Below are 26,908 nucleotides of genomic sequence, written 5' to 3'. Positions count from 1 at the left end.
ATGAATACCAGTCCTTAGCTAAGTCTTGCAACTATGATTTTATACCTTCAATTTTTAAATAATTCTAAAGTTGTCATCCTGAGTGCGTGGTAGATAGCGAAGGGCGGGGATAGGTAACACGAAGGACCTCAAATCATGAACTGGCTGCTCTGTCTGACGATGAGATCCTTCGCGATACCCAACGATACTCTTGTAAAATCTCTTCGCTCAGGATGACAACACTAGTGGTTGTTCCGATCTCACAACCCCAAATCCCCCTGTTCGCCTTCGCCGGGGAGTCCCAAATCAGTACCCAGCTCTTTGTTTATTGCTTTGATGAAATGCTTTGAAAGCAGCGGCGATTCCTTCTCCAGGTTCTGATGCACAAAGAAATATAGCTTCTCGAGTCCCTGATCTTTCCAGAACTTGAGGCGTTCCACCCAGTCATCCAGGCGGTCATAATCGCTGGCGTGATTGGCTCCCACATACCGGATGAATGCAACAGGGGAAGTCAGACGCATATGCAATAAATCCCGGCGCCCGGCCGTGTCCGTGATGATATTGGCCACATTGTTTTCCTCGAACAATTGGTACAACTGACTGGCCACAGCCTGATCATGAAACCAATCACTGTCCCGCAGTTCGATAGCCAGCGGAATATCATCCGGCCAGATTTCCACCAGCCGCTGCACACGGTCAAAGTCCTTGGGTTTAAAATCATCCCGAAGCTGCAGGAAAATCATTTCCAGCTGATCTCCAAAACCGCGCATGCCATGCAGGTACTCCTCAAGCGGAGCTTCAATATTCTTCAGTCGCTTAAAATGACTGATGGAATTCACCACTTTGGGGAAAAACTTGAAATCATCCGGTGTTTTCTCAGCCCATGTTTCGGCCTGATCCGGTCCATAGGTGCGGTAGTGGGTGGCATTCAGCTCGATGGAGTTAAACTGCCGGGAATAATACTCCAGCTCGTCTTTGGTTCCCCGTGGATAAAATCCTTTCAGGTCCGACTTATTCCACTTGGCGCAGCCTACATAAGCGTCAAATCCGTCACCGCCTTTTTGATTCAATACTTTGAGGGTATCAGGGTGATCGGGAGGAAGGGTGAAGTCGATGTCGCCGGGGTTATCTACCTTGCCAAATTTCATTTGTTCGTTATTGGTTATTCGTTAATAGTAGGCAACAAATATAACAAATAACCAATAACGATTAACGAGGATCGATTACAATAAAGAGCTCAAAATTTCGTATCTTCAAGGCAGTTCATTGACGTATTGGGGGTGTTCTGGATTCGACGGGTTGAGTATTACCGTTGGTTGCGTGTCGAGAGTGTCCAATGAATCTCGTAATAACATTCATTATGGATCAAAAGTAATTGACAATAATTACTCATACCGTTTAGCAGCATAAACTGCTAAGCCGTCCCGCTGGTTAAGTGCCTGTCATTGCCAGCCCGGACGTCATACAAGACAGGATATCGTAAGCGTGCCTTCTGTCGCGTTTGCGTGAAACTTTAGCAGAATAGGTTGAAGTCGCTTAGGTACTGGGCTCGGCTTCACCCGAACTACCAATCAGTACCTACACATGTAGATGCTAACAGGTCTACCTTCCCGGACCGGGGTTCGACTCCCCGCACCTCCACTTAGAATAAAATAAAAGCTTGTAATATATTATTAAACAATATGTTACAGGCTTTTTTGTTTTACTCTTCATAAAAACAAGACGAAAACAAGACGAAATCTCATGATTATTGTAACCATGATCACTATATTTGATTCAAAAATTAAATATTGTGAGCAGAGAAATTCCAGATGTAATACTACGATACGATAAAAGAAAGAAGGGTAATTCTTATTATTTGGACTACCATTTAAACGGAGAGAGGTACAAAGAGAGGATTGGGTTTGTAACAAAAAACCAGGCAAATCAAGCCAGGTCAAAAAAAATTGATGAGCTATTAAATCAGGCAGGTATAACGACCGGAAGAAAAAGTATTAGCCTAACGCAGGCTATTGAAATTCACATGGGGATTAAAAAAAGAAATGTTAGAGAAAGTACGCTTAAAAAATACCGTGCGAACAAGTATCATCTTGTTGAGGCTATTAAAGATGTAGGTGAAAAACATTTTAAAGATGTAGCCACCATTTCTGAAGCACAATTTCAGTTATTAGCCGACACTTTAAAGAGCAGGACAAAATCAGACCATAGAAAAAATAACCTTTTGGTTTTTCTAAAAGCTGTTGAAAATACAGCTATTAGAAAGGGTTATATGCAGAGAAAAATTTCAGCTGATATTAAAACAAAAAAACCGGATCCAAAATTAAAGGTGCAGTATTTCACCAAAACAGAGCTGCAGGAAGTTTGGAAATGCTCAGACAAGTTCTATACGGATTACTTTAAATTTTTTGTTCTTACAGGATTAAGATTGGGGGAGTTCATCCATCTTAAATGGGATAACGTTGATTTTGAGAACAAAGTAATATCGATTGAGAAATATATGGAAGACGGTGAGTTAATTTGGGAGCCAAAGACCAAATCTTCTATTCGCAATGTTCCTTTGAGTGTTGAAGCTATTGATATTTTAAGAAAACAAGAAGGGAAGGATGACATTTTTGTTTTCACCTCCAAGAGGGGCATGAAACTTCATCCTAACACCGTTTATGGAGCTTTCAAGAGAGCCGTTGGGAAAGCAAAGGTTAGTGAAGATAAAACTATACATACTTTAAGACATACATTTGCTTCACAGTTAGCTCAAAAGGGAGTTGAGTTATATAAAATTGGGACTTATTTAGGTCACAGTAAATCTGAAACAACTCGTATTTACGCTCACTTAAGTCCATCTGATGACGCTGAAGTTTTAGGGCAGATAGAGGTTTAATTTAAAAAAAGAGAGCACCAGCTCTCTTAAAAAAGTCCACACTCTTTAATGGAGGTGAATGACTCTTTTGTCAGGACTATATGATCAACCACTTCAATGCCTAAAAGCTTCCCTGCATCTCTGAGCCTCTTGCTAAGCTGAATATCTGCACCCGATGCTTTGAGATTCCCGGACGGGTGGTTGTGACAAACCAGTATTGAGTTTGCGTTCCCCAGAATCGCAGTTTGAAATACTGTGATCGGTTGAACTAAGGTACCGGTCATTGTCCCGGTGGAGATTTTACTATACCCAAGTACTTGCTTGGTATTGCTGAGAAGTACAATATAAAACTCTTCTCTAAGCTCAATTGTGTCGGTATCCCAGATGGAACGGAGAAACTGGGCGGCTTCTTCTGGTGAGGTAATGATGGGCATCTCATCATAAGACTTCTGGGAAGAGTATTTGAGAGATACCTCTGCTACGGTATGCATGGTAGGTATAGTTGGTTAAGATTTATGAGGGCTGTAGAGCCTTCATTGTTCTTATACCAAATTATTTACTATCTCGGTTTTGAATTGAGCTTGAGATACCTCTATTTATAATTTTCAGAAGTCTCTCATTATTTTCCGCACCATCTAGCTTAAACTTGACTTTAGATTTAAAGTCATCTCCCAATTCAATATATAACTCACCAAATAACTCTTTACAAAACCCGGTTGATAGGCTTTTTAAATCAGTAAGATCAAAATGAATTTCAGCTTCCTTTTCAACTATTTCTAAGATTTCATTTTTAATTTTGACCCCAAGAACTCTTGGACCTAAAGTTTTTCCATATTCAGATAATTTAATCTTCATAATGTAATCTGGTGATCTTCGAGATAATTTTCCACTTTTCTTCCATTCATTATCTCTTCAAATTTAGTATCTATTTGTGCCTTAATCTTTAAGTAGACTAATGTGCCATTTTCAAATCCACCTATCCCTGTCCTCATGGAATTATTTGTGACATTAATACTTCTACCGGAACTCCAGATGTGCAATTCGCCACTATTTGATTTAATTAGTTCTGAAGAACTATACAAGCCATATCCTGGACTATTATTTGGGTGTCCAGTTACTTTTTCCTCAAGTGCTTTTTTCAGTATTTGGTCAGTTGAAAAGTTACGGTATAAATCTTTGCTTTTTAAGCTATTTGCTATACCCTGTCCTAAGTCTAAGATAGCAATTTCAACTCCACTTTTATATGAGAATGACTGGAAATAAATTGGTTTGGGATACTCTTCAGTGTAATAACATTCATAACCATGTGTGCCTGCATTGTCCCAAATTTCATTTAGTATATAATCCAATGTTGCAAATGTATTATCTGTGCATTCAGTTCTAACTTTAATATGATCCATGATTTTTTCATGGACATCTAAACACTCATCCGTATTGTTACAACGTTCTAAAGGAACAGTATAATTAGAAATAGATTTTACGTAAGAGTCATGATATAACTCTTCCAGAGTATATAGCCCCCACGATTGTAGAATTTTAGTTACCCGGCTGCTTTTTTTATATCGTACATAAGTTTCAATTTCAGGAGATTTGTCTTTATAAATATCTCTAAAAGCACTCAGTAATACCGTTCCAGCAGGATTTATGAAGTTGCACTTAGAAATGTCAAATGTAACACGGTCATATTGATTAATAACTCTTAAAAAATCAGTAGATAATTCAAATAGCTCACTAATTTTTTTTCCTGTCAACCTCTCAGGAACACTTATAGTATAATTTTTCATACTAGTAATTATGTTGGAAACAACGCTTAATATATAATTTAAAACATTGTTTTTAAGGTATAAGAATTATGAGCAATTCCGCTTATTAAATCTATAATTCTTATACCATGAACCTACAACCATTCTGCTTTCCCGTTGTGGAAAGAGTCGTTGCAGTCGACAACGCCAAAACACCTCTTATCGACATCCAAGACCAAGATTCCTTTCTCCCTAATGGCTATAAAGCTATTGTCCGGGAGGATACCAATGAAGTGATAAGCATTGTCCGCGATTCCTATAAAATCGTGACTAACTCCGAGCTGATTGATCAGCTGCTTCGGCAACTGGCCACTTGTGGACATTCCTTCAGGATTGATCCGTCTCATTCCTTTGTAAGCAATGAGCGTATGAGGCTACAGATCACCTTTCCAGAATTAAAACTTCGGGACCAAGAGTCTGAGATTGCCTTATCCGCTTTCATTCACAACTCGTATGACCAAAGTGAAGGCGTTCGGTTTTATTTCGGAGCCATTCGTGCTATTTGTTCCAATGGGATGGTCTTTGGGCAGGTGCTTAGTAAATACTACTCCCGTCACACCAAGGGGTTCTCCTTTGAGAATCTGGGAGAGAAGCTGACAGAGGCTCGCGAATACTTTCCTGAAATTCAAGAGCGCATCAACCGCCTGGAAGTGCTTCGGGTAGACGAACAACTGGTCGAAAACATCTCAGAGAAGATATCTAAACGACTAGCTCAGGAAGCCATTGACGAGCAGGAAATAGGACGCATTTCCCAATGGATGCTTTTGAACCGTCTCACAAATCGTATCTCCCATGAGATGGAGCCACACGTACAGGCACGCTATCAGGACAAAGTCTCCAAAGTGTTTGCCTTATGAAGCTCCCCAGACTCATCATTAAAGTGATCATCATCATTATCACCGGAGGAAAAAACAAACCCAGATAAAGGCCGCTGTATTGCGGCCTTTTTTATTGGGATAACCTACACCTTTAACACTATACCACTATGAGTACCAAACTATTAGATAATATCCCCACTAAAGAGTGGGTAGATGCCCGCCAAGAATACCTGGGCGGAAGCGAAGTTGCAGCAGCACTCGGTAAGAGTCCCTATCAAACACCCTTTCAACTGTGGCTGCTGAAAACAGGCCGTAGAGAGCCGCAAGGTTCCACACCGATCACAGAGATGGGTCATATACTGGAGCCCGTCTGCGCGGAAAAATTCACAGAAAAGACTGGACTTAAAGTCCGCAATATTTCTGAGCCCTACGAGCATGAGGAGTACTCATTCTTACTCGGAAACATTGATAGGCAAATTGTAAGCTCTGAGAAGCATCCATGGCCTGGTGTACTCGAAATAAAAAGTACTACAAGCTTCAGAATGCGTAATGAGCCTAATGCCTATCCACTTAGCTGGGAATATCAGATCCAACATTACCTGATGCTTACGGGCTACCAGTATGCGTACCTCCAAATCATGGAACGTGATACGGGCGTGTTTCACGATCCGATCTACATCGAGCGAAATGAAGAACTGATCGCCATCAACACCCAAAAGGTGATTGAATGGTGGGAAGATCATGTGATTGCAGATGTCCCGCCTGATGCAATGACGGATGAAGACCTACTCATTTTATACCCGGACGCCAATGAAGGAGAAACCGTAGAGGCCAATCCTCGTCTCTATGCATACTTTCAGCAGCTTCAGAAAGTAAGAGACCGTCTGGATGAGTATAAAATTCACAAGGAGTCTTTGGAGCTTCTGCTCAAAGAAGAGTTAGGGAATGCTGAGCATATGACACTTGCAGGCCGGAAGCTCTTGAGCTGGAAGAACTCTACCCAACGAAGGTTAGATACCACCACCTTCCGCAAAGAGTACCCACAGCTTTACAAGCAGTTCCTGAAAGAAACCACTACCCGACGTTTTACCATTAACACTTAAACCCAATAATCATGGCACTAATTATAAAAGAAGAAATAATCGAATACCCCCTTGCTCCAGATGGACTTCAAGATGCCGTTCTCGTGGACGTGGTAGACCTCGGCGAGCTTGACACTCCCTGGGGCCCGAAATCGAAAATTTCTCTCGTCTTCGAGTTGGAGGACACGGACTCAGAGGGAAAGCATTTCATCGTTACCAAAAGGTATACGAAATCCATGAACATCAAAAGCAACCTTCGTTCCGATCTAGAGCGATGGCGCAGTTCTAAGTTCACCAAAGATGAGCTGGAAAACGGAGTAGATATGGAAGCCTTCATCGGGTTGAATGCTACGCTGTTTATTTCGCATAACGAATCCGAGGAGCACGGCAAAACATTTGCCAACATTGAAACCATTCTTCCCCGGAAGAAAAACAACAAAGTCGTCTTCTATGACCTCAAGTCTTCTGGTGATTATACCCGAGTAGTTGAAAGGGAGAATTATAAAGAGCCCGAGGAGTATGCCCAACATGTTAATGGAGCGTAAGCTCCAAAAAAGAGAAGGCACACCTTCTCTTTTAGATTAACATTCGCACAATTAATTCTCATAACCAACACTTATTACCCCTTCCGAAGTAATTGAAATAATGACAGAGTCATCTCCGCTCCCATCAACTACACCCGTAACTCCATCGGGCTCCCAGTGTCCGGCGTGAGATTCATCATCTTCCTTGTCGGTTCGGAAGATATTATGTAATAGAACCCCCGAATCTAAGAAACGCTGTGCAACCGCTGACCTTGGATGTCCGTACCTGTCATTACTACCTGAAGGAAAAATAACATATTCCGGATTTACTGACTCAATGAAAGGAATCGAACTGGCATCATTTCCACCATGATGAGAAGCTACAAGTAAATCTGAATCTATGGGTACCGCAAACCGGTTAGCGACCACAAATTTTTCAGCAGCTATAATACCATTATTGGGAAAGTTATCTGTTTCATGACGGCCAATCATGTCTCCAGTGAGAAGAATACTTTTTTGCCCATGTACAATTCTCATTACGATACTACCAGCATTGCGGTATTCACTTTCTTCGGATGGAGAGAAACCCCATTGAGGAGGTGGCACATGAAAACCAGCTACAAATGTAATATAGGTTTCTCCATAAACCCAGGTAGATCCTATGGGTAGCTGATGAACTCGTAGGTTAATGAGCTCATCTGGGTGCTCTGCATTAATAGCTTCATTGAGCTCGTTCCATTGCCCTATATCCGGGCGCTGGAATCCTGACCATAAAATCTTTTTTACCAAATATTCATCCAGTACTTTATCTGCATCGTAGATATGGTCTGAATCATTGTGGGATAACACGATCAGATCTATTGGTTGTTCTTCGGGTATCATTTCATTTATGTCATCCAGACAACCTCTTCCAACATCATAAAGCATGTAGTATGGGTCTGATGAATCCTGTAGATTTGGTATTTCAGCAATCACGCATAAACCAGCACCTACATCGGCCACTTTTACCTGTAGGTTTTGGGCGGAAATAATGCAAGTATTAAAAATTAGGAACATTATTGGCGAGAGAATCTTTGTTAATTTCATGGGTATTGAATTAATGGACCTTCAATAGTAAGAGTGTTTTTACAGACACTCCTTACAAAAAAGTTTTATTTAGTTTATAATACTACCAGATGTTCTAATTAATTATTAGTGATATGGCACAGTTTAAAATAGAAACAAGGAAAGACTCACCAGTAATTATTCACCAAAATAATCCGAAATTTGAAGCTTGGTTAGGTGGAGAAGATGGAGACTGGATTAACTGTGTTGAGTGGATTGACGAAGTTCCTGAAATAGAAAAAGACTCCTGGAAGGATAAAGCTAATCAATGGTATGAATCGAAAATGATGGAGAAGTAAGTATGTGTGGCCGGTATGTATTATTTAAGCAGATACAATCTATTGACGAATTCCTGAATGCTGTTGATAGTGGTAAATACAGAGCGCCGGGGAAGCAGGGGGAGTTTGAGTTTCGACCTAATTATAATGTAGCTCCCACCAATATCATGCCGGTAGCTTACACCAATGAAGACGGCAAAAGAATACTTGAACCGATGCATTGGGGTTTTATGGGCTGGAAACCCAAAGAAGGAGATCGTCCGTTCTTACCAATCAATACCAGGGACGATAAGGTTATGAAAAGCCGAATGTGGACTAAGCCATTTTTACATAAACGCTGCATTGTGCCTGCCAATGGATTTTATGAATGGACTGGAAGCAAAGGTAATAAGACCCCGCACTTTATCTATCCGAAGAATGGAGAGTTCATGGGGTTTGCCGGAATTTATTCAGATTTAGCACCAGAGAATTCCGGCGCTGGAATGTCCTACTCTATCATTACTACAGAACCAAACAAGGTTATGGAGAATATACACGATCGAATGCCGGTTATTCTACATCCCTCCGAGTTTGATGACTGGCTTGATCCGGGTAATGATGATCCAAATTATCTAAAGGATTTTTTGAAACCTTATCCTGATGATGGTATTGGTGAACACATAGTATCAAAAGCGGTGGGGAAGGTGCAGAATAATGAGCCTGGGCTTATTGAAAAAGCTGAACTATTCTGACTTTAAGTGCTCTTTTATAAAATCTATATCAGTCTCTACTCTATCAACTGAGGCCAAAATAAGGTCCAGATATCTGGTGATTTGTTTTTTGCCTTCAGTTTCTTGAAGATTTAACAGAGGCAGCTTCTCAAGGAACTCCTGACTTCTTTCCTGAAGCTCATCTTGATCTTTAATAATGCCATATATTTCCTGAATGAAAGATTCATCTGATTTACCTGAAGGTGAATACACGTCTTCCATGAATTTTTTCATGAGTTGGTTGAGCCCGCTTAAATGAGTTTCAAAATCCTCAATTGGATCGTTATCTAAATATAAATCTTCTTCGGTATAGTATTCTTCAGCTTCATCTTTTGGTTCAGAGTCATCATCTTCATGGTACTCTGAATCAAGAGCAAATACGTAGCGATTTAATGAAAAGGTCAGGTTACCTAAGTGATAACTTAATTCAGAAATGACTTGTTTAGCTTTTTCTCTTTGGTCCATAGTAGTAATATTAGTTGTCAATATAGTTAATGTATTTATTGGTCAGGCAAAAAAGAACTCTTCATCTACTTCCTGCATCAACCTCCAGTCTAACTGATCGAGAATATACACCAGGTGAAAGAACCGGTGCTCATCGGTTTCCACTACATAATTAAGCTCTTTGGTAATCATCACGTTTTCCGTATGCCGGGTGGGAATGCCTATCACCTGGGCTGAGTTAATTTTCCCGGACTGAAACCTATATGGTTGCATGCGTCGGATGAGTGGTCGTTCGGTTCCATCGTAGTGTTTTTTAGCCATCTCTTCTGGTAGCAGCTCAAACCGGTATGGGACAATCCGGTGTGCCCGTGAAGGAAGATGTTTATGCCGTTGCACATACACCAGCACCCGATCAATGGTTTTACCTTCATAACCCGGCGTCGGTATCAAACTCCAAAGCAGTTCCTCTTCATCAAATATCAGATCTAATACATCTCCGAATTTGGTTTCTATAGTATAAAAAGATTGCCGAACTCCACCTTGTATCTTACTATGACAAGAGCGTACCTGAGCAACATCTCTCTGGTATGGATTTCGCCAATATGGAGCTTCTATAATCCCGTAACGGGTAAAGACTGCCAACATATCTACAAGTGGAAATTTGTTCATGACCATCAAATCTATTTGGTCATTTTAAACTACACACATATATTATACATATCAATATGTACAGGAAGAATTATGCCACATAAAAAGCCTCATCCTTACCAGCCAGAGAAAGATGTCCACCGGATTACCCTATACAATACGATCTACCCTGAGCATCAGCATCGCTCAAAAAAAGAGCGCCTATATCTGCACTTCGACTTCGCCTGTTTCTATGCCCAAGTCGAGCAGCTCCGGAGAAAGATGTATGGCCTGCCCCTGATCATTGGAGGCTGGAGAAAGTACAACGGACAGGTGAAAGGTATTGTGGCCACCGCCTCCTATGAAGCCCGGCAGTTTGGCATCAAAACAGGCATGAGTGCATTTGAAGCGTATCAGCTTTGCCCTCATGTGTGTATGCTACAGGTAGATTACGATGCTTATACCTCCATCTCCAAACAAGTGCATTTCATATTTAAAGAGTTTGCCCCGGTAGTTGAGCGCTACTCGATGGATGAATACTTCATGGAAATAGACTTTCTTCGAGACCGTTCCCGGAAAGAGATTGACGGGTTTGCCAAGCGCTTACAGGATCGCATTTACGAGGCTACTCATTTGGTGGGTTCAGTAGGCATCGCCCGATCCAAAACTTATGCCAAGCTTTCCAGCAGCTTAAATAAGCCCAAAGGTCGAACGATGGTTTTGACTGATGAAGATGAACGTACAGATATCTGGCCACTAGATGTAGATGAAGTGTGGGGTGTTGGTAGGCGCCGGCATGAACACATTTTAGCCGAGGGGTATAAAACCATTGGCGATGTAGCTGAAAGAGGCAATGAGAAAATCTTCACTCGTCTTTTCGGGGCTAACTTTGGTAAGATGCTGTTCCAGACTATAACGGGTAAAGACCAAGGCCGCGTAATGGAAGAGATCTCCGAAGATTACAAGCCCAAACAAGGAGTCAGTTATGGACATACTTTCTCGGAAGGGTCGACAGAAGTAGACCGCATCAAAGGGGAGTTTGCCATTGGAGTGCAAGGACTTTGTTACCGGATGAGAGGGTATGGTATTCGGGCCAATTCCTATTCAGGGATGTTTGGTTTTAATGAGCCTGATAAGCCTGGGGTGGGATTTCGGTTTGTTACCCCGGCTCATACCAACATCGATGATTACGTGTACCAGGCTTTAATGGAAAAGGTAGAACCGGCTATAAAAAAGGCCTGCCAGCATGGCATCGAGATCAGAAACATTATGCTGGGTACACATCAGATCGATAAAACCAATCAGCTTAACGTGTTCTTCCAGGATGATGAGGATAAGGCAGCCCGGGTGAAAGCCATGGATGAGATCAAAAACCGATTCGGGCAGAAGTATATTACCAAAGCCAATATGCTACATCGGGTCAAAGGGAATACGCATTTTTTGGGGAGAAATAACTAAAAAGCTTTAGAATCTTAATTTTCAAGAGCCCTTCCAGACAATTACCTGTGCTTTATAAACTGTCTTAGACGTTTCATCAAAGGTAGCTATCCCATTGGTCATTGATCCTGTTCCAGCATTTCCACTTTCAAATTTAATTAAAGCATCACCACCCATTTCCTTTGCTCTATCCCGTAACTTCTCCATTATTTTCTCTGACCTATTACTTGGCCCATTGGCTGTTACCTCACCAATCACTTCATATTCGTTTTCAATATCTTCAACCTGTAATATTTTCATAACATAACTATCAGGTTTAGAATCCCTTTGGTTCTGATCAAAATTTACAGCCTGAACTCTGATACATGATACAAGTATTAATGCCCCGAATAGGATTAATAACCTATTTCTTACAATTTTCATAGTAATCCCAGATGTTGATACTTAAGATTTAATTTATATGCTAATCTTAGTTCTATTTAAAAATAATATCAAGTAGTATAGAAGGGCTGAGGCTAAAGTATATTTTCAAAGCGAATACATACTTTTTTTGGGAATGTAAAAGTAAAATTATGCGCTAATGTGATAGCTTAGTAGTCTTTAACAAAGATTTCGATAATATTTGATTATAAGCGGTTAATTATGATAATTCTAAAGAGACTAGCGATTTTAATTCCCGGTCGTTATGTACCATCTTCACCTTAAGCATTATCATATTTAAACAATGACGAGAAGTACTTCGTATCAGGAATACCAAAATCTTGCTCAGGTGTGTAAGGCAACTTACGCAGGCCCTATCCGTCAATCTAATCTTGGTTACGACTCGCAACGTATCGTCCATGGTTCATTTGGCAGAGGTTACTGCCGTATTTTTTGGCGTTCAGACCATGTCGTTATTGCGTTTCGAGGAACAAGAGAAAGTGTTGATTGGTCTATCTCAAATTTAAAAGCCTTCCCTGTACGACTCAATGATTGTGGTGATAATGATATTGGTGTTCGAGTACACCGCGGTTTTCAGAGAACACTTGATTTTGTTGATAAGTCGACTGGTCTTCGCAGTCTTGAGGCGATCTGGTATCATTTAACCAAAGAAGAATTGCTACAGCGAAAGCTTTCAATTATTGGCCACTCTCTCGGTGGGGCACTTGCGATTTTATTCGCTGTAAAGCTTCGTTATATGTATCCCAGTTATGTAAATGCAAATTTGATTGAGATAGTAACTTTTGGGTCGCCAGCTATAGGTGGTTCATCATTCTATAAATACTATGATGATCTTCATTCCCGTACTGTAAGAATTGTAAATGGATCAGATGCTGTACCGTTCACTCCACCTTTGTGGTATCGTCATGTAGGAAAAGAAATATGGTTGGGAGAAAGAATCAAAGTAGAAGACTTAGGTTGGCATCGAAGGCTGTTCTATGCACTTAATCCATTTGAGATATTTAGTATCGTAGGTGATCACTCGATTGAATCGTACATTAACCGCCTCGCTGAAAATGGCGCATAATAATTGGCTTCAACTAGGACGCGGACGGGGTGCAATCAAACTTGATTGCCAGGAAATAATTTTGCTACTTCAAATAAATTATAATCCCCGCGCCGTTTAAACGCTGGGTCGTTAGCAAGTTTCATGAGTAATAAGATTATTTTTAGTGCGGTAAGTGTTTTACTAGTATTTATTATTTATTTCTTATCAATAAATAGTTTTTCTTTCAGAGATAAATTAATGGAGATAGATTGCTCAGAAATTAAAACAAGAGAAATTGTTGAGACTTATGTTCCGAAATCAAATTTTATCAAAAGAAAAGCAATCAGAATAATTACTGATTCAAACGAGTATTTACTAAAAAATAATAGCGAAGAGTTGGTCAGTTCATCATTCAAAAAAATTGAGAGTTGCAAGGAAGTGCTAACAATTAATTTTAAAAGAAGATCTGAAAGTTTAACTGGTATAGAAAATGTATTTTTTAATTCTATTGATCTTATTATAAAATAGTAATTAAGCTTTAGAAAACTTGCTAACAATGCGTTTTAAATCGGACGCGGACGGAGTTCGATGGAAACTTGATTGCAAGGAATTAATTTTGCTACTTCAACGAAATCATAATCCCCGCGCCGTTTAAACGCTGGGTCGTTATGTACTTTCCATGAAATCTGATTTAAAAAAGGAAATATTATCTCTTGCCACTGAAGACTATTTTGGTCTTTATGAAATTATTTGGGGTTTAAATAATGAGTTTCCTGAACTGAGTGAAGCAAAAAAAATAAGCCGTTCAAAGAAAGCTATTTCAGAGTTATTGCAAGAAGAATTAATTCAGTTGTACAAAATTGAAGTTTCAAATGAAAAGTATGTTCTTATTCCTGCTGACGAGATTGGCTCATTTTTAGAAAAAGCAGAAAGTTGGAAACCAGGTAGTTCATACATTGGTTTTACTGCAACTTTAAAAGGTGAGTAAACTTATTTTACCAATTCAAAAAGTACATAACAACCGCATTAACGGCGGACGCAGACGTGGCTTTAATTTAATTTCTTGCCAATGATTGTTCAAATGGATAGCCTTTTAAAAAATCATAATCCCTGCGCCGGTTATGCGGTAGGTCGTTATACCTCTAATCTAATTCTGAAATAATATGGAACACACTGCCTTAACATTGCTTATTCTACAGATAAATAAATTGTTGGATACTGGGAAGTATGATGATATTACTGTTGATGATATTTATATGAATATTGATGAAGGAACGCTCTTACAATTCTTAAAAAATGAGTGCAGTGATGATATTGATCTGAGCTATCACTTGAGCACAAAAAAGAACTTCGAGAAATTTTATTTGGAACATCTTCAATCATTATATGATGCTTACGCTGGTGACCATAAGCGGAAGTGGGGTATCAAAAATAAAGGATTATGTCTTCTTCTAGCCTGGACAAATGAGATTTTACAACAAGGAAGTGGATGGAAACCAGCTAATAATATTTCCAAAAGATGAGCACCATAGATTACTTGTCCAAGAGATGTAACATCTTTACGGGTTTATCCGGCACTTATATCAGTTCTGTTTAGATCCAACAATCCAATCCTAATAAAGAAAAGCTCAACAGTGGTGGAGTGCTAAAAGTTTGAAGATTATTTTACTGTGTACTGTTAGTCGTAATAGTTGAATAAGTAATACTATTCTCAGCTACTAAATTTCAAAACTATACCACTTTATCACTTCTTAAATACTAATGTCACAAATAAACTCAATTTAATCCTCATCCTAATATTTCATCTACCTTCTGTGTAAACTCACTAACAGAGATATCCATTGCATTACAGAGTCGGTATATCGTATGCATAGTTGGTCTGCGCTTCAGTGATTCTATCTTTTCCACCATGGTTCTGTGAACACCACTTTCTTCAGCCAGTGCAATCTGAGATAAGTTCTTCTGAGCTCTGAAATGCTTTAATGTTTGGGCAATTGCTCTGGATATTTGCTCGTCTGTAGCCATTCCCAATAATGCCTTGACAAACAAGTTCTAACAACATACTATAGGGTGGTTATTTAATAAAATATGGAGGCCAGTATGTTGTACTATATTGTAGCCGGAGGAATAGTCATTTATGGGTTGTGGGCTGCCGGTAGTTTGAGTAAAGAGAGGGAAGAGAAGCTAAAAACCAGCAAATGCCTTAAATGCGATGAAGGAGTTGGGCAGCTGCAACAATCAAATAAAGGAAAGTATTCTTATAAATGTGATAATTGTGGGTCAGATTGGGTGGAGCGAAGATGAATGAGAGCAATGATAACATGACCAACTTAAAAGCCAGCATAATACTTTTTGTATTACCTGTATTTGTCTTGGTAATATTTGCAGTTAAGTTTGATTCTAAGGGGGCGGAAAACACAAAATATGAACTATCAACGGTACAAAATTATCCTCAGGAGACACAAACTCAATCACCTATCCCAGTGGATATTCTTGATGATCACTCGATGTTGGCGGAGAGTTTTATTGAACTGTTATCTAATAGATTGGATGTGGAAAATACATTGTTTGAGAAGAAAAGAATGTCAACAGGAAAATTAGCCGATTTTACTACACTGAGTATTGGCCCGACCAGTAGTAGTGATTTTAAATCTATTGTAGATTTTGAGGTAATGTTGGATAGGGATATAGAGAATATAGCCGGAGGATGGACAGATGAAAATGGCGTTATTATGACGCTACTCAATTTGAATACAGACGACAAAAAAGCGAGAGCATTGATGTTAATAGCTTACGATGCTTTTGAAGGTAAAGCTGTTTTTAATACAATGAGTTCGGTATTGAATTGATTTATCTATGAATTAAAAGATATTCTAAAAACAGTCGACCTGTTGTTCTGATTTTGGCTTTTATATTGACTTTTTTCACATGTGGTTGAAGTTGGTACATCGAAAAAGGAATAATCCCGATTCAAAAAAAGAAAACACATTTAGAATATTTTCTAAGAAGCATGCCTTAAGAGTTATTTCAGACGTAAAAAAGAATTCCAATAAAATAGATAACGGTCTTCAAAGTCTGTTTTCTACTTTTGCTACCGATTCGACGTTATTTTTGAAACAGAATTAAATTTATGACCAAAATTATTAAAGAAAATAAACTTATTACAGCCCTGACGACATTATGGCTTCTATTTGGTGTTAGAGTTCTGTATGTGTCCACACAAAAAACAGTGGTAAGAGGTTATATAGATAGCGATTATAACGTTCAATCATATAGTGCTACACCCTCTATAATGGATGGCTTTCCTGGTTTTCTTCTCCTATTTGTTCTTCCAGTTGCTTTGATATGGGGATGGAAATGGTACCAAAGGAGCAAAAGGGTGGATAAATAGCTTAGGTAATAATAGTCGGGTTAAAATAAGCTATGTGTTAAACTTTTTTGCCCAATTACAAGGCTTGTGACCAAGTGGCGAAAAATGCCAAAAACTCTTCTGGAGATATGATGCGGCTGAAAAACCGGCCAGATTATGCTGATGCGGTTAATAGCTGAGTCAGCGGAAGAAGGAGCGGCAGCTCTTTCTTTTAGCCTAACATTTAAGCATTGTTTTAACTACCTTTAGGGCAATTAGTATTACAGAATATAAGAGAATATGATACGTAAAGTCACAGTTTTCGGGCTACTCATAATGACAATATTTACCTCAAATGCTTTTGGTCAATTTGCTGGGGGTAGTGGTACAGAAGAAGATCCTTATCAAATTTCTACTGTCGAACAGTTACAATCTATTAGAGATTACACTAATAAGCACTTTATTCAAATCAATGATCTAGATGCCAGTACAACTTTATCTTGGAATGATAGTACTGGATTTGAGCCAATTGGTGATTCTATAATTAAATTTACAGGATCATACAATGGAGATAATTATAAAATAACTAATCTTGTCATTCATAGGCCGGATGAATATAGAGTTGGAATATTTGGATTTGTAGATAGAGGTAGTATTATAAGTAACTTACAATTAGAAAATATTGTAGTAGATGCAGGTGGTATAGTAGGAGCATTGGTAGGAGAAAATAACGGGAGCATAAATAACATAAAATTAATTGGTCAAGTAACAGGGGGTAATGAAGTTGGTGGCCTTGCTGGATTTCACAGGTATGGTGAAATTAGTGATATAGAATTAAATATAAGTGTTAAAGGGTCTTCTACTAGTGTTGGAGGGTTAATTGGCTATGCAAGAGGAGGAATTATTGATAATGTTTTTATAAGTGGGGATGTAACTGGTGAAAGTGTTACTGGGGGATTATTCGGACAAATGGGTGTAACTCTCAGTAATTCTTATTCTGATGCAAATGTTACTGGGATCAATATGGTAGGAGGTCTAACTGGATCCATGAGGTTCGGAGGTGAAATTTCAACTTCATTTGCAACAGGGGATATTCTTGGTGAAAATCATGTTGGGGGGTTGGTTGGTGAAACTAGCAATACATTTCAAAATACAATTGATCAATCATATGCTTTGTGTACAGTTCAAGGATTTCAAAATATTGGAGGTTTCATAGGCACAAGTTATGGAGAAACAAGTGTTAGTAGTAGTTATTCTGCAGGTGAGGTAACTGCTGACTCCATTTTTGGCGGCTTTATTGGGCTTAATGCAGGAAGTATTAAATCATCATATTGGAATAAAGATAGTGCAGATGTTGGTGTTGGTCATGGTTTGAAAGAGGGTGTTAACAGTTTAAGGTCTAGCCAAATGAAACAAGATTCTGCTTATTTTTATATGGCATCGTTTGATTTCTTAGATACCTGGCATCTAACTGATACCTACCCGGCATTACAGTGGCAAGATGTTGATGCTATACCTACTCCTGACTTAGATCCACCAAATGCTGTGGATAAAGTTTACCCTGTTAACGGAGAAGACTGGGTTCCTGTTGACACAACGTTTAAATGGATTAGTAACGAAGCAGACACTTATGAAATCCAAGTTTCTTCAACAAGTAGTTTTGAGTCAAATGTTGTGTCAATATCTAGCATTCAGGATACAACTATTGATTTATCTGGATCACTAGGCTATGGTATCGATTATTATTGGAGAGTTAGAGGTACTAATCTAGCTGGTACCGGCGAATGGAGTGAAGTAAGTATTTTCAAAACTGAATATGCATTGCCGTCTCCAACTACAAAAACACCCTCTGATAGCTCGGAAAATGTTTTAGTGCCTACTCGCTTCGAATGGGCTTCTGTAAGCGGAGCGGATGATTATGAGCTGCAAATATCTGTCCACCAGACTTTTGATTCATTATTTTCCCTGCCTAAATCTGCAACTTACAAATCTGCAAGTAATGATTGGTATATTGCTCAAGTTGTTGATAGCTTAAAGCTTAGTGCTCAATATTTCTGGAGAGTCCGTGCTAATAATTCAACAGGAAACGGTGAATGGAGCAAGATTCACACATTCATCACTGAAAGTGGAATCCCTGACATACCAGAATGGGATCCAGAGAACGGAGAGCAAGATGTATCAACATCGCCTAAATTAGTCTGGTCATCTTCTCGTAATGCAGAAACCTATCAAGTTCAATTGTCAGAAAGTGACGTTTTCCAAGATACAACTGTGAATGTTTCTGGTTTAAAAGAAACAGAGTACCAAGTAAACAACCTAAAACATAATACATTTTACTATTGGAGGGTGCAGGCCCATAATGATATTGGTGCAAGTGGTTGGTCTGATGTGCTCTCGTTTACTACTGGTGTTTCTACATCAAATGAAGTTGAAGGCACTCCAACAGAGTATACTCTCAAGCAGAACTACCCGAATCCATTCAATCCCACTACACAAATTCGTTATGGAATTCCACAGGCTAGTGGAGTAGAACTGGCTATCTTTAACATGCTTGGACAAAAAGTAGCCACATTAGTAAATGGCAAGCAAAGCGCCGGCTGGCATACCGCTACTTTTGATGCTTCCTGGCTTTCCAGCGGGTTCTACATTTACCGCATACGGGCCGGTGAGTTTGTGAGCACGAAGAAACTGATGCTGATTAAATAAGAACACTCAAAACATAATTAGTTATAAATGGGTACTTATATAACACGAAGATGTCCCCATTGTGGGTATACTTTAGAGTCTTTTGAGCGTAAATATTATGCAATTGGTCCACCACTAGTAAATTGCCCAAGCTGCCATCAAGGAATAAAACTCGATCATATTACCGAGTGGGGTCTTAAAAATATATTCCAAAAAATTGGCTTTATACTGATTACAATTTATACAACTATTTTATACGGCTTTATGGGAGGCATTTTTTTGTATGCCGGTTTCTCTTACATATTTGAATACACGATTGATAACTTTCATGCATTAATCTGCGGTCTATTTATTTGGGTATTATATAGTTTATATCATGTATTTTCATTGGGTAAGGAAATTGCAGAATCAAATAATAGGTTAAGTGACTCTTCATACAGAAAGAAGCTTGAAGAAGCAGGATTTAGGATTGATCAATAAGTTAAATTTTCTTGAATCGAGTAAATCTATTTGTTAGGTATAAAGAAAGCATCTATTGTGTAATTTCTTTCATTATATAAGTCATAAAAAAATCAGCCATTAAGCAGTGGGGAAGTCGTATAGTATGCTGAAAAATTCTCCTACAGAAATGATCTGATTGAGTTACCAAATGAAGAGCATTGAAAAAGTTATCCTTACTAAATACTCCCTTCGTACTTACGAAGATTTTGGGTCTACGATACATTAAATTATTATCTAATATGGAGTGTATATTAACAAGGAATAATCTTTTACGAACTAAGTATGGCATCTACAAAAATACTAACCAACTTTTTCCCAATAGAACTTTTCCCACCTAAAGAGTTAAAGCTTAAACTTTTCCCTTACTCTTTAGCTTTATTACGTGAATTAAGGGATAAACACAATGACACACATTCGTTTTTTCGAACTGGTGATTATATATATGGATCTTGGATGAAAGGAGATCAAATTGAGGGTGAAACGGTAATTGTAGATACTGAGAATTCTCCCGAAATAGTTTCATCCTTAATAAAGCACATTTTTTTTAGAGCCTTCCTTGAAAACACAGATGATATTGTTCCATTAAGTTTCTATCCATTTTCATTTGTATCACCTCTTGATTTGCATGATGCAGTAAGAGAGTTTTTACCTGATAACCTTAAAGGCATTATAACATATGATAGACAGTTTGAGATTGATCTAAGAACAATAAACGGAGTGAAAAAGCAACTCAAGTATGGCTTTACAATTAATATCAGCCATCTGTGGAATGTTTCTGAGAATATTCTTGAATTGATGAATAAAGGTATTAATCTAATTGGTTTTGATATAATCCACGCACGCCCATTACCAGGAAAAAAAGGAATTCTAGCTCCCCAAGAGACTTTGTTAGGAAGTTTGACAAAAGTTGAAAACAGAACCGCTTTTATTGATACTAATGAAGGCGAAGTTCAAATTAATGCTGAACAATGCTTTATTAGAAGAAGCACGGTATCAATTAAGAAATTACTAGTTGAACTTTTAAGTGAAAACCAAGCAGATCAAATTGTTAACAAAGCAAAAGTTAATAGCAGACTTAAATCCGACTATAAACAGTATTATACCAAGTTATATAAAGTTGTAAGTAAGCGACTTTCAAATTGGAGATACCATAGCTTGGATGGTTTTGAATATGTTCTCTCTGAAAATTCAGAGTTACCTCATAATAATTATTCATTAGAAGAGAATAAGTTCATATTCGATTATGGAACAGGAAGTGCTAACACAAGCATAATAAAAGGGCTTAGTGAGTTTGGTCCTTTTGACTCCACCTCTTTTACACCAAAGACCCCAAACATACTAGTTATTTGCAAGCCTGAATCGAGGGGAGGTTTTTCTAAAACTATGGGAATGCTGGGAGGCGGGATGCCTGACAGTAAGTATTATCGTAGGGGTATGAAAGACTTATTTAGATTACAGGATATAAATTTTGATGTCGGAGAGATTCAAGAAGATAATTATGAAGGTTATTTAAAAATAATTAAAGAGAAGCTAGCAGGAAATAAATCGTATGATCTTGTTGTAGTAGAAGGTACAAATAGAGATGCCTACAAAGACCAAAAGAATAATCCCTACTATAGGGTTAAGGCCTTTTTGCTATCACAAGGTATTCCTGTACAAGCGTTGCAAGAAAACAGAACTAGAAATACCAATGGACTTGAATATATTTTAGCTCCTCTTGCACTACAAATGTATTCAAAGATGGGAGGAATCCCTTGGGTTCTACCATCATCAAATGATGTTGATTGGGAAATAATAGTAGGTGTTAGCCATACTTACCTAAGAAGTAGCCATTATAAGGGAGGGGATTCTAAAAGAATAGTTGGATTGACAACTTTCTTTTCCAGTGACGGTAATCTATTGTTTTCTGATAATAGTAAAGCAACTGATTACGATAATTTCTTTGATGAACTTTTGCTAAGTCTAAAAAGCTCGGTTAATAAACTGAGTGAAGATATGGCTTGGAAGAAAGGGCAAACCGTAAGGTTTGTATTTCATGTGTTCAAACCAATGAAGAATACTGAGCTTCAAGTTGTTCAAGAGTTAGTGAACAGTTTTGAAGATTTTTCCATACAGTTCGCTTTTGTACAAATAGTAGATAACCATCCTTTTCTTCTTTTTGATAAAAAATCACCCGGTTCAAGAGGTAGAAGTAAGGTCAATAAAGATTTTGTACCCCTCAGAGGAACCAATCTGATAATCAATGATAACGAATGTTTATTAACCACCATGGGAGCCCATGAAATCAAATTTAAAGGGCATGCTCCAAGTAGGCCAGTTCTTATTAAATTACATGAGGAATCTACATTTAAAGACATGCACCACATTACTCAACAGGTATATAAATTTTCCCATCATTCTTGGCGCTCTTTAAATCCCAACCACACGCCAGTTACCTTATTTTATGCCAAGATGATTTCAAAATTGCTGGGACAATTTAAAGGTATTCCAGATTTCAGTTCTGCGGCTTTGTTAACAGCGATGAAAAGAAAAAAATGGTTTTTATAGATGTCTGATATCCTACAGTCAAATTATTGGGAGGCTTTCAAACAATTCATATTTCAAAAAGAAATTAAGATTGAAAATGAATTTAAAAGCTCTGATATCAAGCATCATATTATAAAGCTGATGATCGCTATTCAGGCTAATGAAAAAGCAAAATTTGACAATGCTTTCTCACAAATAAAGCAAAGAAAACTGGATGAACATGTACAGTGGATATATGACGATATATTGGTATTCGTGATAACTGTAGGTGTATTAAAATTCAATGTTAATAAGGATTGGATAAACCAACTTTTTGTATTGAGGGTTAAGAACCAAGCAGATGACAAGAAAAACTATACTGAAACACTCCATTTCCTTTTGAATGATAGTAATGCTGGTCAAGCACATTTGATAGCTCTTTGTAGAGATTTATCAGGAACCGTTGATAAGCTGGTAGATCAAGATGTGATTGAAGCCTATGGTATCGCTAAAGAGAAACAGAGCATTGAAACTGAGGAAGTGGAAAGAGTTATCTCAGAAGCGTCATTACAAACGGTGATAAAACTTAAAGGGCTTGATGACTTGGAAAAGAGAAGAATGCAAATAGCCTTTATTAATAATTTTTTTGGCAGATCCTCACTAATTGCAAAGGTTATATTTTGGTTATGTTTTGTGGCATTAATTCTGGTAGCAATTTATTTCTCATATTGGTTTATAACCACCATCCAATCTATGGATGAAAGTTGGTACAAAACATTGCTTGAATATGTTGTAAGCCCAATGCTTTCTTTTGGTTCAATATGGGCAATATTGACTAATAAGAAGAAATTAACTCATTCATTAGAGGTAGCAATCAATAAATTTTGGGGTAAAACTTCAGGAGAGAAATTACTATAACTTAAAATCATATTTATTGATTAAATCATAAAATAAAAACACTTCCAACTTGCTCACGGTTATAAAATCAGCATGTCTTAGCCAGCGTTGTACGGTACAATTAGAATCACAGGTGAGAAGTAATGTTCATTTAATTCAGCTAAGTTTATTATTTATAAAAAATTCTATTTTAAAAAAGTTGTTTCTATTGTTCACCATTTAGTTATATAAGCTAATGCTCAAAGACCCAATAAAAGATAAAGAAGTAAAGGCTATACCTCGATCGTTACAATCAGAGTGGGATCATTACACCGCTAGTATTTCCGAAGATGAGAAAAAGGCTATAATTAACTGGATTAGCAGTCAATTTGATGAAGTTGCGAATAGAACGGAAAAAGTTCAACCGTCAGGATGGTTAGGGAGTAAATTCAAATGGGATAATACTCCATTGATGCCAATATACAGAGAATGCACTCGGCTGATGGAGGGATTTCCAGAAGAAGAGATACAAGAAAAAGCTGGTCAAATATTTGGTTTATATGTGTCTCTTACTTTAGCAGAACATCGAGATGAACCGTGGATGTTTGTGAAAGGAGATCATTACAAGTCGAAAGGAGTCCCGATCAGAAGCAGGATATATTTTCTAGGAGAAGACGAATGACAAGATGTTCAGTCCATTCATTAATACTAAGTAGGGACTTTAATTCGTTTTCAATTGCAGAACAAATAACATAAAAAAGGAGGCTCATATGGGAATCAAACCCGGCCCAAAGAAAATAGCTAAGTCTACCGGTAAACCCGACCGGCGTCAGCGGGACAATAAAAAAACACCTGGAAATACTCCTTCACTCAAGAAACATAAGCATAAAAAAGGTGATTGAGTGTATCTGAGTAGGTTTAGGCATTCCAAAATAAAGAAAAAAAGCCCCCATCTCTGAGGGCTTTTATTTAAACATGCAGGAATTCCAGCATAAAGTCCTCAGCATCATGGGCATAACATCAGCCCATGGATGCAGCGCCATGGATCTTAAGGCTCCCAGTCAAACTTCCCGAAATCCGGTAGGAGTGTAGGTGCACTTTATTGATCATTACAATGTCTCCTATGCCATCAATGTGAGCATTTGCGGCTATGATATTGCCTCTTGCTTTATTTTTGCTGTGAATGGAACCATTTACAGCATTCCCTGAGAAGTGAGCGTCATTAATTAGGCTTACACATTTCTTTACATCTCACGGGGTTGCTAACGGTAACCTATCTTGAAGATAGTCTCCATCAAGCTTTTCATCATGTTCCCGGTCAATAACCAAGTATCAGCTAAAAAAGGGTGACAATGATATTTGCTCACCCGCCGCCCCTACAAGCTGGGGAGACTGTGTACAGAATACCCCCAGATATTCTTGGGTACTTAATTCTTGATATTGGTAAGACCGTTGTAATCAGCGGTTATTGGTTACTTTAAATTTAACTATGCTAATTTGCATGGGTTTTCTCCTTTATTTGTTTTTTGTTAAAAAGTTCTTGTTGGATGTGCAGGGCAAGTTCAATGACGTTTTCTGACTGGATTTGAACACTCTTATGTTCAGTATTAATGTTTTTAATCAGTTTTTGGATGAATTCCCCAGAGAAATCTACATGTGTGAATTCCTCCGGATCGCGCTTCCCGCTATCAATGGCCTTTTTTAGAATAGGCATGAATTCGATGGGCCGCTTTCACCCGTTAGTTTCAACGATACCTCGGATTACCGAAGTTGTTGTATCAAAGTACTCGGCTGTTTTTCGGTGGCCGAACATGTATCAGATGGACTGAATGGCTACTTCGCCATATTGGTCCAGAAGCCGAGATGATTTTGTGTTTTTATATTTCATAATGATTGATTTTAGATGTTATGTTTAGTGCAAATATGAAAGAAGGTGCCGATGCCTATCGGTCCAGGCCTCAGGCATTTGGTGTACTGAGAGTCGGCATGTTTCTTATCGTATTTATGATGATGTTTGACTGCCCGGTGAAAATAATCTCGCCCAGCTTCCCCAAACTCAGAAGCCAGCGCAAATCCTATATCCCGGTATATAAAATAATCAGGGGCTATAGGAATTTTATAGGTGTCTATAACCTGGAGCTTTTGTTCGACAAGATCTTTTGTTTTGCTATGCGATGTAGGGGGAAGACATTTTTTGAACACTATACGTTTCTTAGGAAGCCGATCGTAAACCTCAAAATCATCAGCAATGTATGCATCCGGATCATAGGAATAGGCGCGTTTATCATTGGCGTTTTTCCCTTTGGTAGAATCTAAGAGGATGCCGAGTTCTTTGAAGTCAGCGTCAAGCTGCTGGAAGTGCTCTTTTTGCTTGTCCGGAAAAGCGATATGAATGAGCCCCCAGACGCCATGACCGGAAACGGATAACCCAGCAAACGCTACATAGGGAATCAGAGAAACAAATTCTCTCACCTCCGTCCAGTCAGTAAAACTGGGGTTGTCGTCCTTGTCAATATCGAAGGTTAGCCAGCCGGTTCGCCGCAGGATGTGCTTCTCTGCATGCCCACCTTCCAGCAGCGCACCGGCACATAGTTGAGGCAGGTTCATTTTATGAGTTTTATCACCGGATTTTCGGTATTCCAGCACCAGATGCCCGAACTGCTCTCCGATTCTGCATTCCTGGATCCAATCATACAAGAGGATGGGTTTAGGCGGTTTTCAGTACTGGGGCAGATAACTGACCTGTGTGTTAAATAATGGGTGTATGTTCATTTTTGTTTCTTTTTTGATTAAAAATTACATGGGTGGGTAGTAAGTAGTTAAATAGGGGGTAAACTATAGTATTATTGATATATACTTTTATAATGAATATAGATGTATAACTACCCACCCTATGGTTAAAAACCCCCTTCAGGGTATAATTGGGACTGATTTCGAGGGTGGGTAGATGGGCAAGTAAGTACCCACCCAACATCCCCCAACTACCTCATGAATTACCTGTCATTACTCTCCTTTTCGGTCTCATGCATAGTATCTGCTATATTATTTTCATGATAACTGGGTCGTCGAAGCAGATAATATTTCACATTGTGGATCTTTATATATTCAAAACCCAGTTTCGTTAGTGCTAATCCTAGTTTTATTGCTTCGCCGCGAGCATTACCCGGTAACCGGTCACCATGCAGTTCTTTGAGTATTTCGGTAGCTGTTTTTTTAATTGCACCACCATGCCCTTTTTTATAGGGTCTGAAAGTCTTCCAGAGCAACTCTTCTTCAGGCTTTATGATCTCAAAAGCGGTGTTTCGCTCGTTGATCTGCTTTATCTCAGCTTGGTCAAAGTAATATTTAAAGCCGGACTTATACAGGTCGTAGGCTTGCTTCCAGACCTTATCCATATCAATGGTATGCTCATAATTTACTGAATGAGCATGATGAATTAAGAACCGGCGAGAACCGGTGGAATCACTTAGTATCTGGTCTATATTTACGCTTCCGACAAATGAAGCTCTGCGCATGAGGTTCTGAGAAAATTTATCATACGGTCGCCGGACTCTGATATCCGTTTTTGTGATAATTTCCTTCAGCGCCGCTTCTTTATATTTGGTAAGGGCTTCCAGCTCATCGACATTAATAATTAGGCATTCCGCTAGATTAATTATGGAGTCCTTATTATTGGGGTCTAGCTGTCCTGAGTAATAGTAATCTTGGATGGATTTGGGCATTAACCTTCCCAGATAGGTAGATTTACCACATCCTTGAACTCCTTTGAGTACCAGAACGGTATGATTAACTGTTCGTAGCTCCATGGCACATGCTACGGTAG

30 protein-coding genes, 1 other RNA gene and 1 pseudogene are annotated in these 26,908 nt (G+C 38.6%); 20 read left to right on the top strand and 12 right to left on the bottom strand.

The genetic code is table 11. The annotated features are described in order from the left end of the window. Positions 1 to 239: 239 nt before the first annotated feature. Positions 240 to 1,127 (bottom strand): DUF72 domain-containing protein, encoded by an 888-nt coding sequence (locus RIB15_RS15455; RefSeq protein ID WP_350203074.1) that lies wholly within the window; start codon positions 1,125 to 1,127, stop codon positions 240 to 242. Positions 1,128 to 1,255: 128 nt separating this feature from the next. Between RIB15_RS15455 and ssrA the strand changes: the two genes are divergently transcribed. Together ssrA and RIB15_RS15445 are read left to right on the top strand one after the other, a co-directional pair. Next, positions 1,256 to 1,623, top strand: a transfer-messenger RNA (tmRNA) gene (ssrA, locus tag RIB15_RS15450). Positions 1,624 to 1,771: 148 nt separating this feature from the next. Then, entirely contained in the window at positions 1,772 to 2,857 is a 1,086-nt protein-coding gene (locus RIB15_RS15445; RefSeq protein WP_350203073.1) for a tyrosine-type recombinase/integrase, read from the top strand. 26 nt (positions 2,858 to 2,883) lie between these two features. Here the strand turns inward: RIB15_RS15445 and RIB15_RS15440 are convergent, their stop codons facing one another. The 3 genes from RIB15_RS15440 to RIB15_RS15430 form a co-directional block, all read right to left on the bottom strand. After that, positions 2,884 to 3,327 (bottom strand): JAB domain-containing protein, encoded by a 444-nt coding sequence (locus tag RIB15_RS15440; protein ID WP_350203072.1) that lies wholly within the window; start codon positions 3,325 to 3,327, stop codon positions 2,884 to 2,886. A 61-nt stretch (positions 3,328 to 3,388) separates the two neighbouring features. Beyond that, positions 3,389 to 3,691 (bottom strand): STAS-like domain-containing protein, encoded by a 303-nt coding sequence (locus RIB15_RS15435; RefSeq protein ID WP_350203071.1) that lies wholly within the window; start codon positions 3,689 to 3,691, stop codon positions 3,389 to 3,391. After that, positions 3,688 to 4,620: a hypothetical protein gene (locus RIB15_RS15430; protein WP_350203070.1), complete on the bottom strand. Its 933-nt coding sequence runs from the start codon at positions 4,618 to 4,620 to the stop codon at positions 3,688 to 3,690. Before RIB15_RS15430 ends, RIB15_RS15435 begins: the two co-directional genes overlap by 4 nt. A 107-nt stretch (positions 4,621 to 4,727) precedes the next feature. On the opposite strand from RIB15_RS15430, the gene RIB15_RS15425 reads away from it, so the two are divergent. The 3 genes from RIB15_RS15425 to RIB15_RS15415 all read left to right on the top strand — a co-directional run bounded on the left by RIB15_RS15425 (position 4,728) and on the right by RIB15_RS15415 (position 7,083). Next, complete coding sequence (locus RIB15_RS15425) at positions 4,728 to 5,495, top strand: DUF932 domain-containing protein (protein WP_350203069.1); 768 nt, start codon at positions 4,728 to 4,730, stop codon at positions 5,493 to 5,495. Positions 5,496 to 5,623: 128 nt separating this feature from the next. Further along, positions 5,624 to 6,559 (top strand): YqaJ viral recombinase family nuclease, encoded by a 936-nt coding sequence (locus RIB15_RS15420; RefSeq protein ID WP_350203068.1) that lies wholly within the window; start codon positions 5,624 to 5,626, stop codon positions 6,557 to 6,559. Positions 6,560 to 6,570: 11 nt separating this feature from the next. Continuing rightward, positions 6,571 to 7,083 carry a phage replication initiation protein, NGO0469 family gene (locus RIB15_RS15415; RefSeq protein ID WP_350203067.1) on the top strand — a complete coding sequence of 171 codons (513 nt, stop codon included), beginning with the start codon at positions 6,571 to 6,573 and terminating at the stop codon, positions 7,081 to 7,083. Between the two features lie 51 nt (positions 7,084 to 7,134). On the opposite strand, the gene RIB15_RS15410 is transcribed toward RIB15_RS15415, so the two are convergent. Beyond that, positions 7,135 to 8,064 (bottom strand): ComEC/Rec2 family competence protein, encoded by a 930-nt coding sequence (locus RIB15_RS15410; RefSeq protein WP_350203066.1) that lies wholly within the window; start codon positions 8,062 to 8,064, stop codon positions 7,135 to 7,137. Positions 8,065 to 8,261: 197 nt separating this feature from the next. On the opposite strand from RIB15_RS15410, the gene RIB15_RS15405 reads away from it, so the two are divergent. Both RIB15_RS15405 and RIB15_RS15400 read left to right on the top strand, forming a co-directional pair. Continuing rightward, positions 8,262 to 8,465 carry a hypothetical protein gene (locus RIB15_RS15405; RefSeq protein ID WP_350203065.1) on the top strand — a complete coding sequence of 68 codons (204 nt, stop codon included), beginning with the start codon at positions 8,262 to 8,264 and terminating at the stop codon, positions 8,463 to 8,465. Between the two features lie 2 nt (positions 8,466 to 8,467). Then, positions 8,468 to 9,175: an SOS response-associated peptidase gene (locus tag RIB15_RS15400; RefSeq protein ID WP_350203064.1), complete on the top strand. Its 708-nt coding sequence runs from the start codon at positions 8,468 to 8,470 to the stop codon at positions 9,173 to 9,175. Here the strand turns inward: RIB15_RS15400 and RIB15_RS15395 are convergent. After that, positions 9,167 to 9,658: a hypothetical protein gene (locus tag RIB15_RS15395; RefSeq protein WP_350203063.1), complete on the bottom strand. Its 492-nt coding sequence runs from the start codon at positions 9,656 to 9,658 to the stop codon at positions 9,167 to 9,169. The genes RIB15_RS15400 and RIB15_RS15395 overlap by 9 nt on opposite strands. Positions 9,659 to 9,700: 42 nt before the next feature. Next, positions 9,701 to 10,306, bottom strand: a complete 606-nt coding sequence (locus RIB15_RS15390) for a hypothetical protein (protein WP_350203062.1) — start codon at positions 10,304 to 10,306, stop codon at positions 9,701 to 9,703. 72 nt (positions 10,307 to 10,378) lie between these two features. Between RIB15_RS15390 and RIB15_RS15385 the strand changes: the two genes are divergently transcribed. After that, on the top strand, positions 10,379 to 11,722 hold the full coding sequence (locus RIB15_RS15385) for a Y-family DNA polymerase (protein ID WP_350203061.1): 1,344 nt from the start codon (positions 10,379 to 10,381) through the stop codon (positions 11,720 to 11,722). A 21-nt stretch (positions 11,723 to 11,743) separates the two neighbouring features. Here the strand turns inward: RIB15_RS15385 and RIB15_RS15380 are convergent, their stop codons facing one another. Next, complete coding sequence (locus RIB15_RS15380) at positions 11,744 to 12,124, bottom strand: hypothetical protein (protein ID WP_350203060.1); 381 nt, start codon at positions 12,122 to 12,124, stop codon at positions 11,744 to 11,746. A gap of 301 nt (positions 12,125 to 12,425) precedes the next feature. On the opposite strand from RIB15_RS15380, the gene RIB15_RS15375 reads away from it, so the two are divergent. The 4 genes from RIB15_RS15375 (at position 12,426) to RIB15_RS15360 (ending at position 14,692) form a co-directional block, all read left to right on the top strand. Next, positions 12,426 to 13,208, top strand: a complete 783-nt coding sequence (locus RIB15_RS15375) for a lipase family protein (RefSeq protein WP_350203059.1) — start codon at positions 12,426 to 12,428, stop codon at positions 13,206 to 13,208. Positions 13,209 to 13,331: 123 nt separating this feature from the next. Further along, positions 13,332 to 13,697: a hypothetical protein gene (locus RIB15_RS15370; protein WP_350203058.1), complete on the top strand. Its 366-nt coding sequence runs from the start codon at positions 13,332 to 13,334 to the stop codon at positions 13,695 to 13,697. Between the two features lie 151 nt (positions 13,698 to 13,848). Continuing rightward, complete coding sequence (locus tag RIB15_RS15365; RefSeq protein WP_350203057.1) at positions 13,849 to 14,157, top strand: hypothetical protein; 309 nt, start codon at positions 13,849 to 13,851, stop codon at positions 14,155 to 14,157. Between the two features lie 175 nt (positions 14,158 to 14,332). Beyond that, positions 14,333 to 14,692, top strand: a complete 360-nt coding sequence (locus tag RIB15_RS15360) for a hypothetical protein (RefSeq protein WP_350203056.1) — start codon at positions 14,333 to 14,335, stop codon at positions 14,690 to 14,692. A 265-nt stretch (positions 14,693 to 14,957) separates the two neighbouring features. Here the strand turns inward: RIB15_RS15360 and RIB15_RS15355 are convergent, their stop codons facing one another. Beyond that, complete coding sequence (locus RIB15_RS15355; RefSeq protein WP_350203055.1) at positions 14,958 to 15,194, bottom strand: helix-turn-helix domain-containing protein; 237 nt, start codon at positions 15,192 to 15,194, stop codon at positions 14,958 to 14,960. 75 nt (positions 15,195 to 15,269) lie between these two features. On the opposite strand from RIB15_RS15355, the gene RIB15_RS15350 reads away from it, so the two are divergent. The 8 genes from RIB15_RS15350 (at position 15,270) to RIB15_RS15315 (ending at position 23,987) form a co-directional block, all read left to right on the top strand. Beyond that, a complete protein-coding gene (locus RIB15_RS15350) occupies positions 15,270 to 15,473 on the top strand; it encodes a hypothetical protein (protein ID WP_350203054.1) in 204 nt (67 codons plus the stop codon). A 17-nt stretch (positions 15,474 to 15,490) separates the two neighbouring features. After that, the gene (locus RIB15_RS15345) at positions 15,491 to 16,018 is read left to right on the top strand and encodes a hypothetical protein (RefSeq protein ID WP_350203053.1); all 528 of its coding nucleotides are present in this window, start codon (positions 15,491 to 15,493) and stop codon (positions 16,016 to 16,018) included. A gap of 836 nt (positions 16,019 to 16,854) precedes the next feature. Further along, positions 16,855 to 19,224: a glycoside hydrolase family 78 protein gene (locus RIB15_RS15340; RefSeq protein WP_350203052.1), complete on the top strand. Its 2,370-nt coding sequence runs from the start codon at positions 16,855 to 16,857 to the stop codon at positions 19,222 to 19,224. A gap of 27 nt (positions 19,225 to 19,251) precedes the next feature. Beyond that, the gene (locus RIB15_RS15335) at positions 19,252 to 19,683 is read left to right on the top strand and encodes a hypothetical protein (protein WP_350203051.1); all 432 of its coding nucleotides are present in this window, start codon (positions 19,252 to 19,254) and stop codon (positions 19,681 to 19,683) included. 303 nt (positions 19,684 to 19,986) lie between these two features. Beyond that, positions 19,987 to 22,251, top strand: coding sequence for a Piwi domain-containing protein (locus RIB15_RS15330; protein ID WP_350203050.1), 2,265 nt, complete (start codon positions 19,987 to 19,989; stop codon positions 22,249 to 22,251). Continuing rightward, entirely contained in the window at positions 22,252 to 23,127 is an 876-nt protein-coding gene (locus tag RIB15_RS15325; RefSeq protein WP_350203049.1) for a hypothetical protein, read from the top strand. Positions 23,128 to 23,341: 214 nt separating this feature from the next. Next, positions 23,342 to 23,767 carry a hypothetical protein gene (locus RIB15_RS15320; RefSeq protein WP_350203048.1) on the top strand — a complete coding sequence of 142 codons (426 nt, stop codon included), beginning with the start codon at positions 23,342 to 23,344 and terminating at the stop codon, positions 23,765 to 23,767. Between the two features lie 88 nt (positions 23,768 to 23,855). Next, on the top strand, positions 23,856 to 23,987 hold the full coding sequence (locus RIB15_RS15315; protein WP_350203047.1) for a hypothetical protein: 132 nt from the start codon (positions 23,856 to 23,858) through the stop codon (positions 23,985 to 23,987). A gap of 590 nt (positions 23,988 to 24,577) precedes the next feature. Here the strand turns inward: RIB15_RS15315 and RIB15_RS15310 are convergent. The 3 genes and pseudogenes from RIB15_RS15310 to RIB15_RS15300 all read right to left on the bottom strand — a co-directional run. Continuing rightward, positions 24,578 to 24,799: a hypothetical protein gene (locus RIB15_RS15310; RefSeq protein ID WP_350203046.1), complete on the bottom strand. Its 222-nt coding sequence runs from the start codon at positions 24,797 to 24,799 to the stop codon at positions 24,578 to 24,580. A gap of 185 nt (positions 24,800 to 24,984) precedes the next feature. Further along, positions 24,985 to 25,782 carry a PriCT-2 domain-containing protein gene (locus RIB15_RS15305; protein WP_350203045.1) on the bottom strand — a complete coding sequence of 266 codons (798 nt, stop codon included), beginning with the start codon at positions 25,780 to 25,782 and terminating at the stop codon, positions 24,985 to 24,987. A gap of 296 nt (positions 25,783 to 26,078) precedes the next feature. Then, positions 26,079 to 26,903 (bottom strand): annotated as a pseudogene (locus RIB15_RS15300) (VapE domain-containing protein); the annotation flags it as partial. Positions 26,904 to 26,908: the final 5 nt, after the last annotated feature.

It is taken from the genome of Gracilimonas sp. (assembly GCF_040218225.1).
GTDB lineage: Bacteria > Bacteroidota > Rhodothermia > Balneolales > Balneolaceae > Gracilimonas.
Note: the sequence above shows the minus strand (reverse complement) of the source record. Positions and strands in the feature narration are given on the sequence as shown.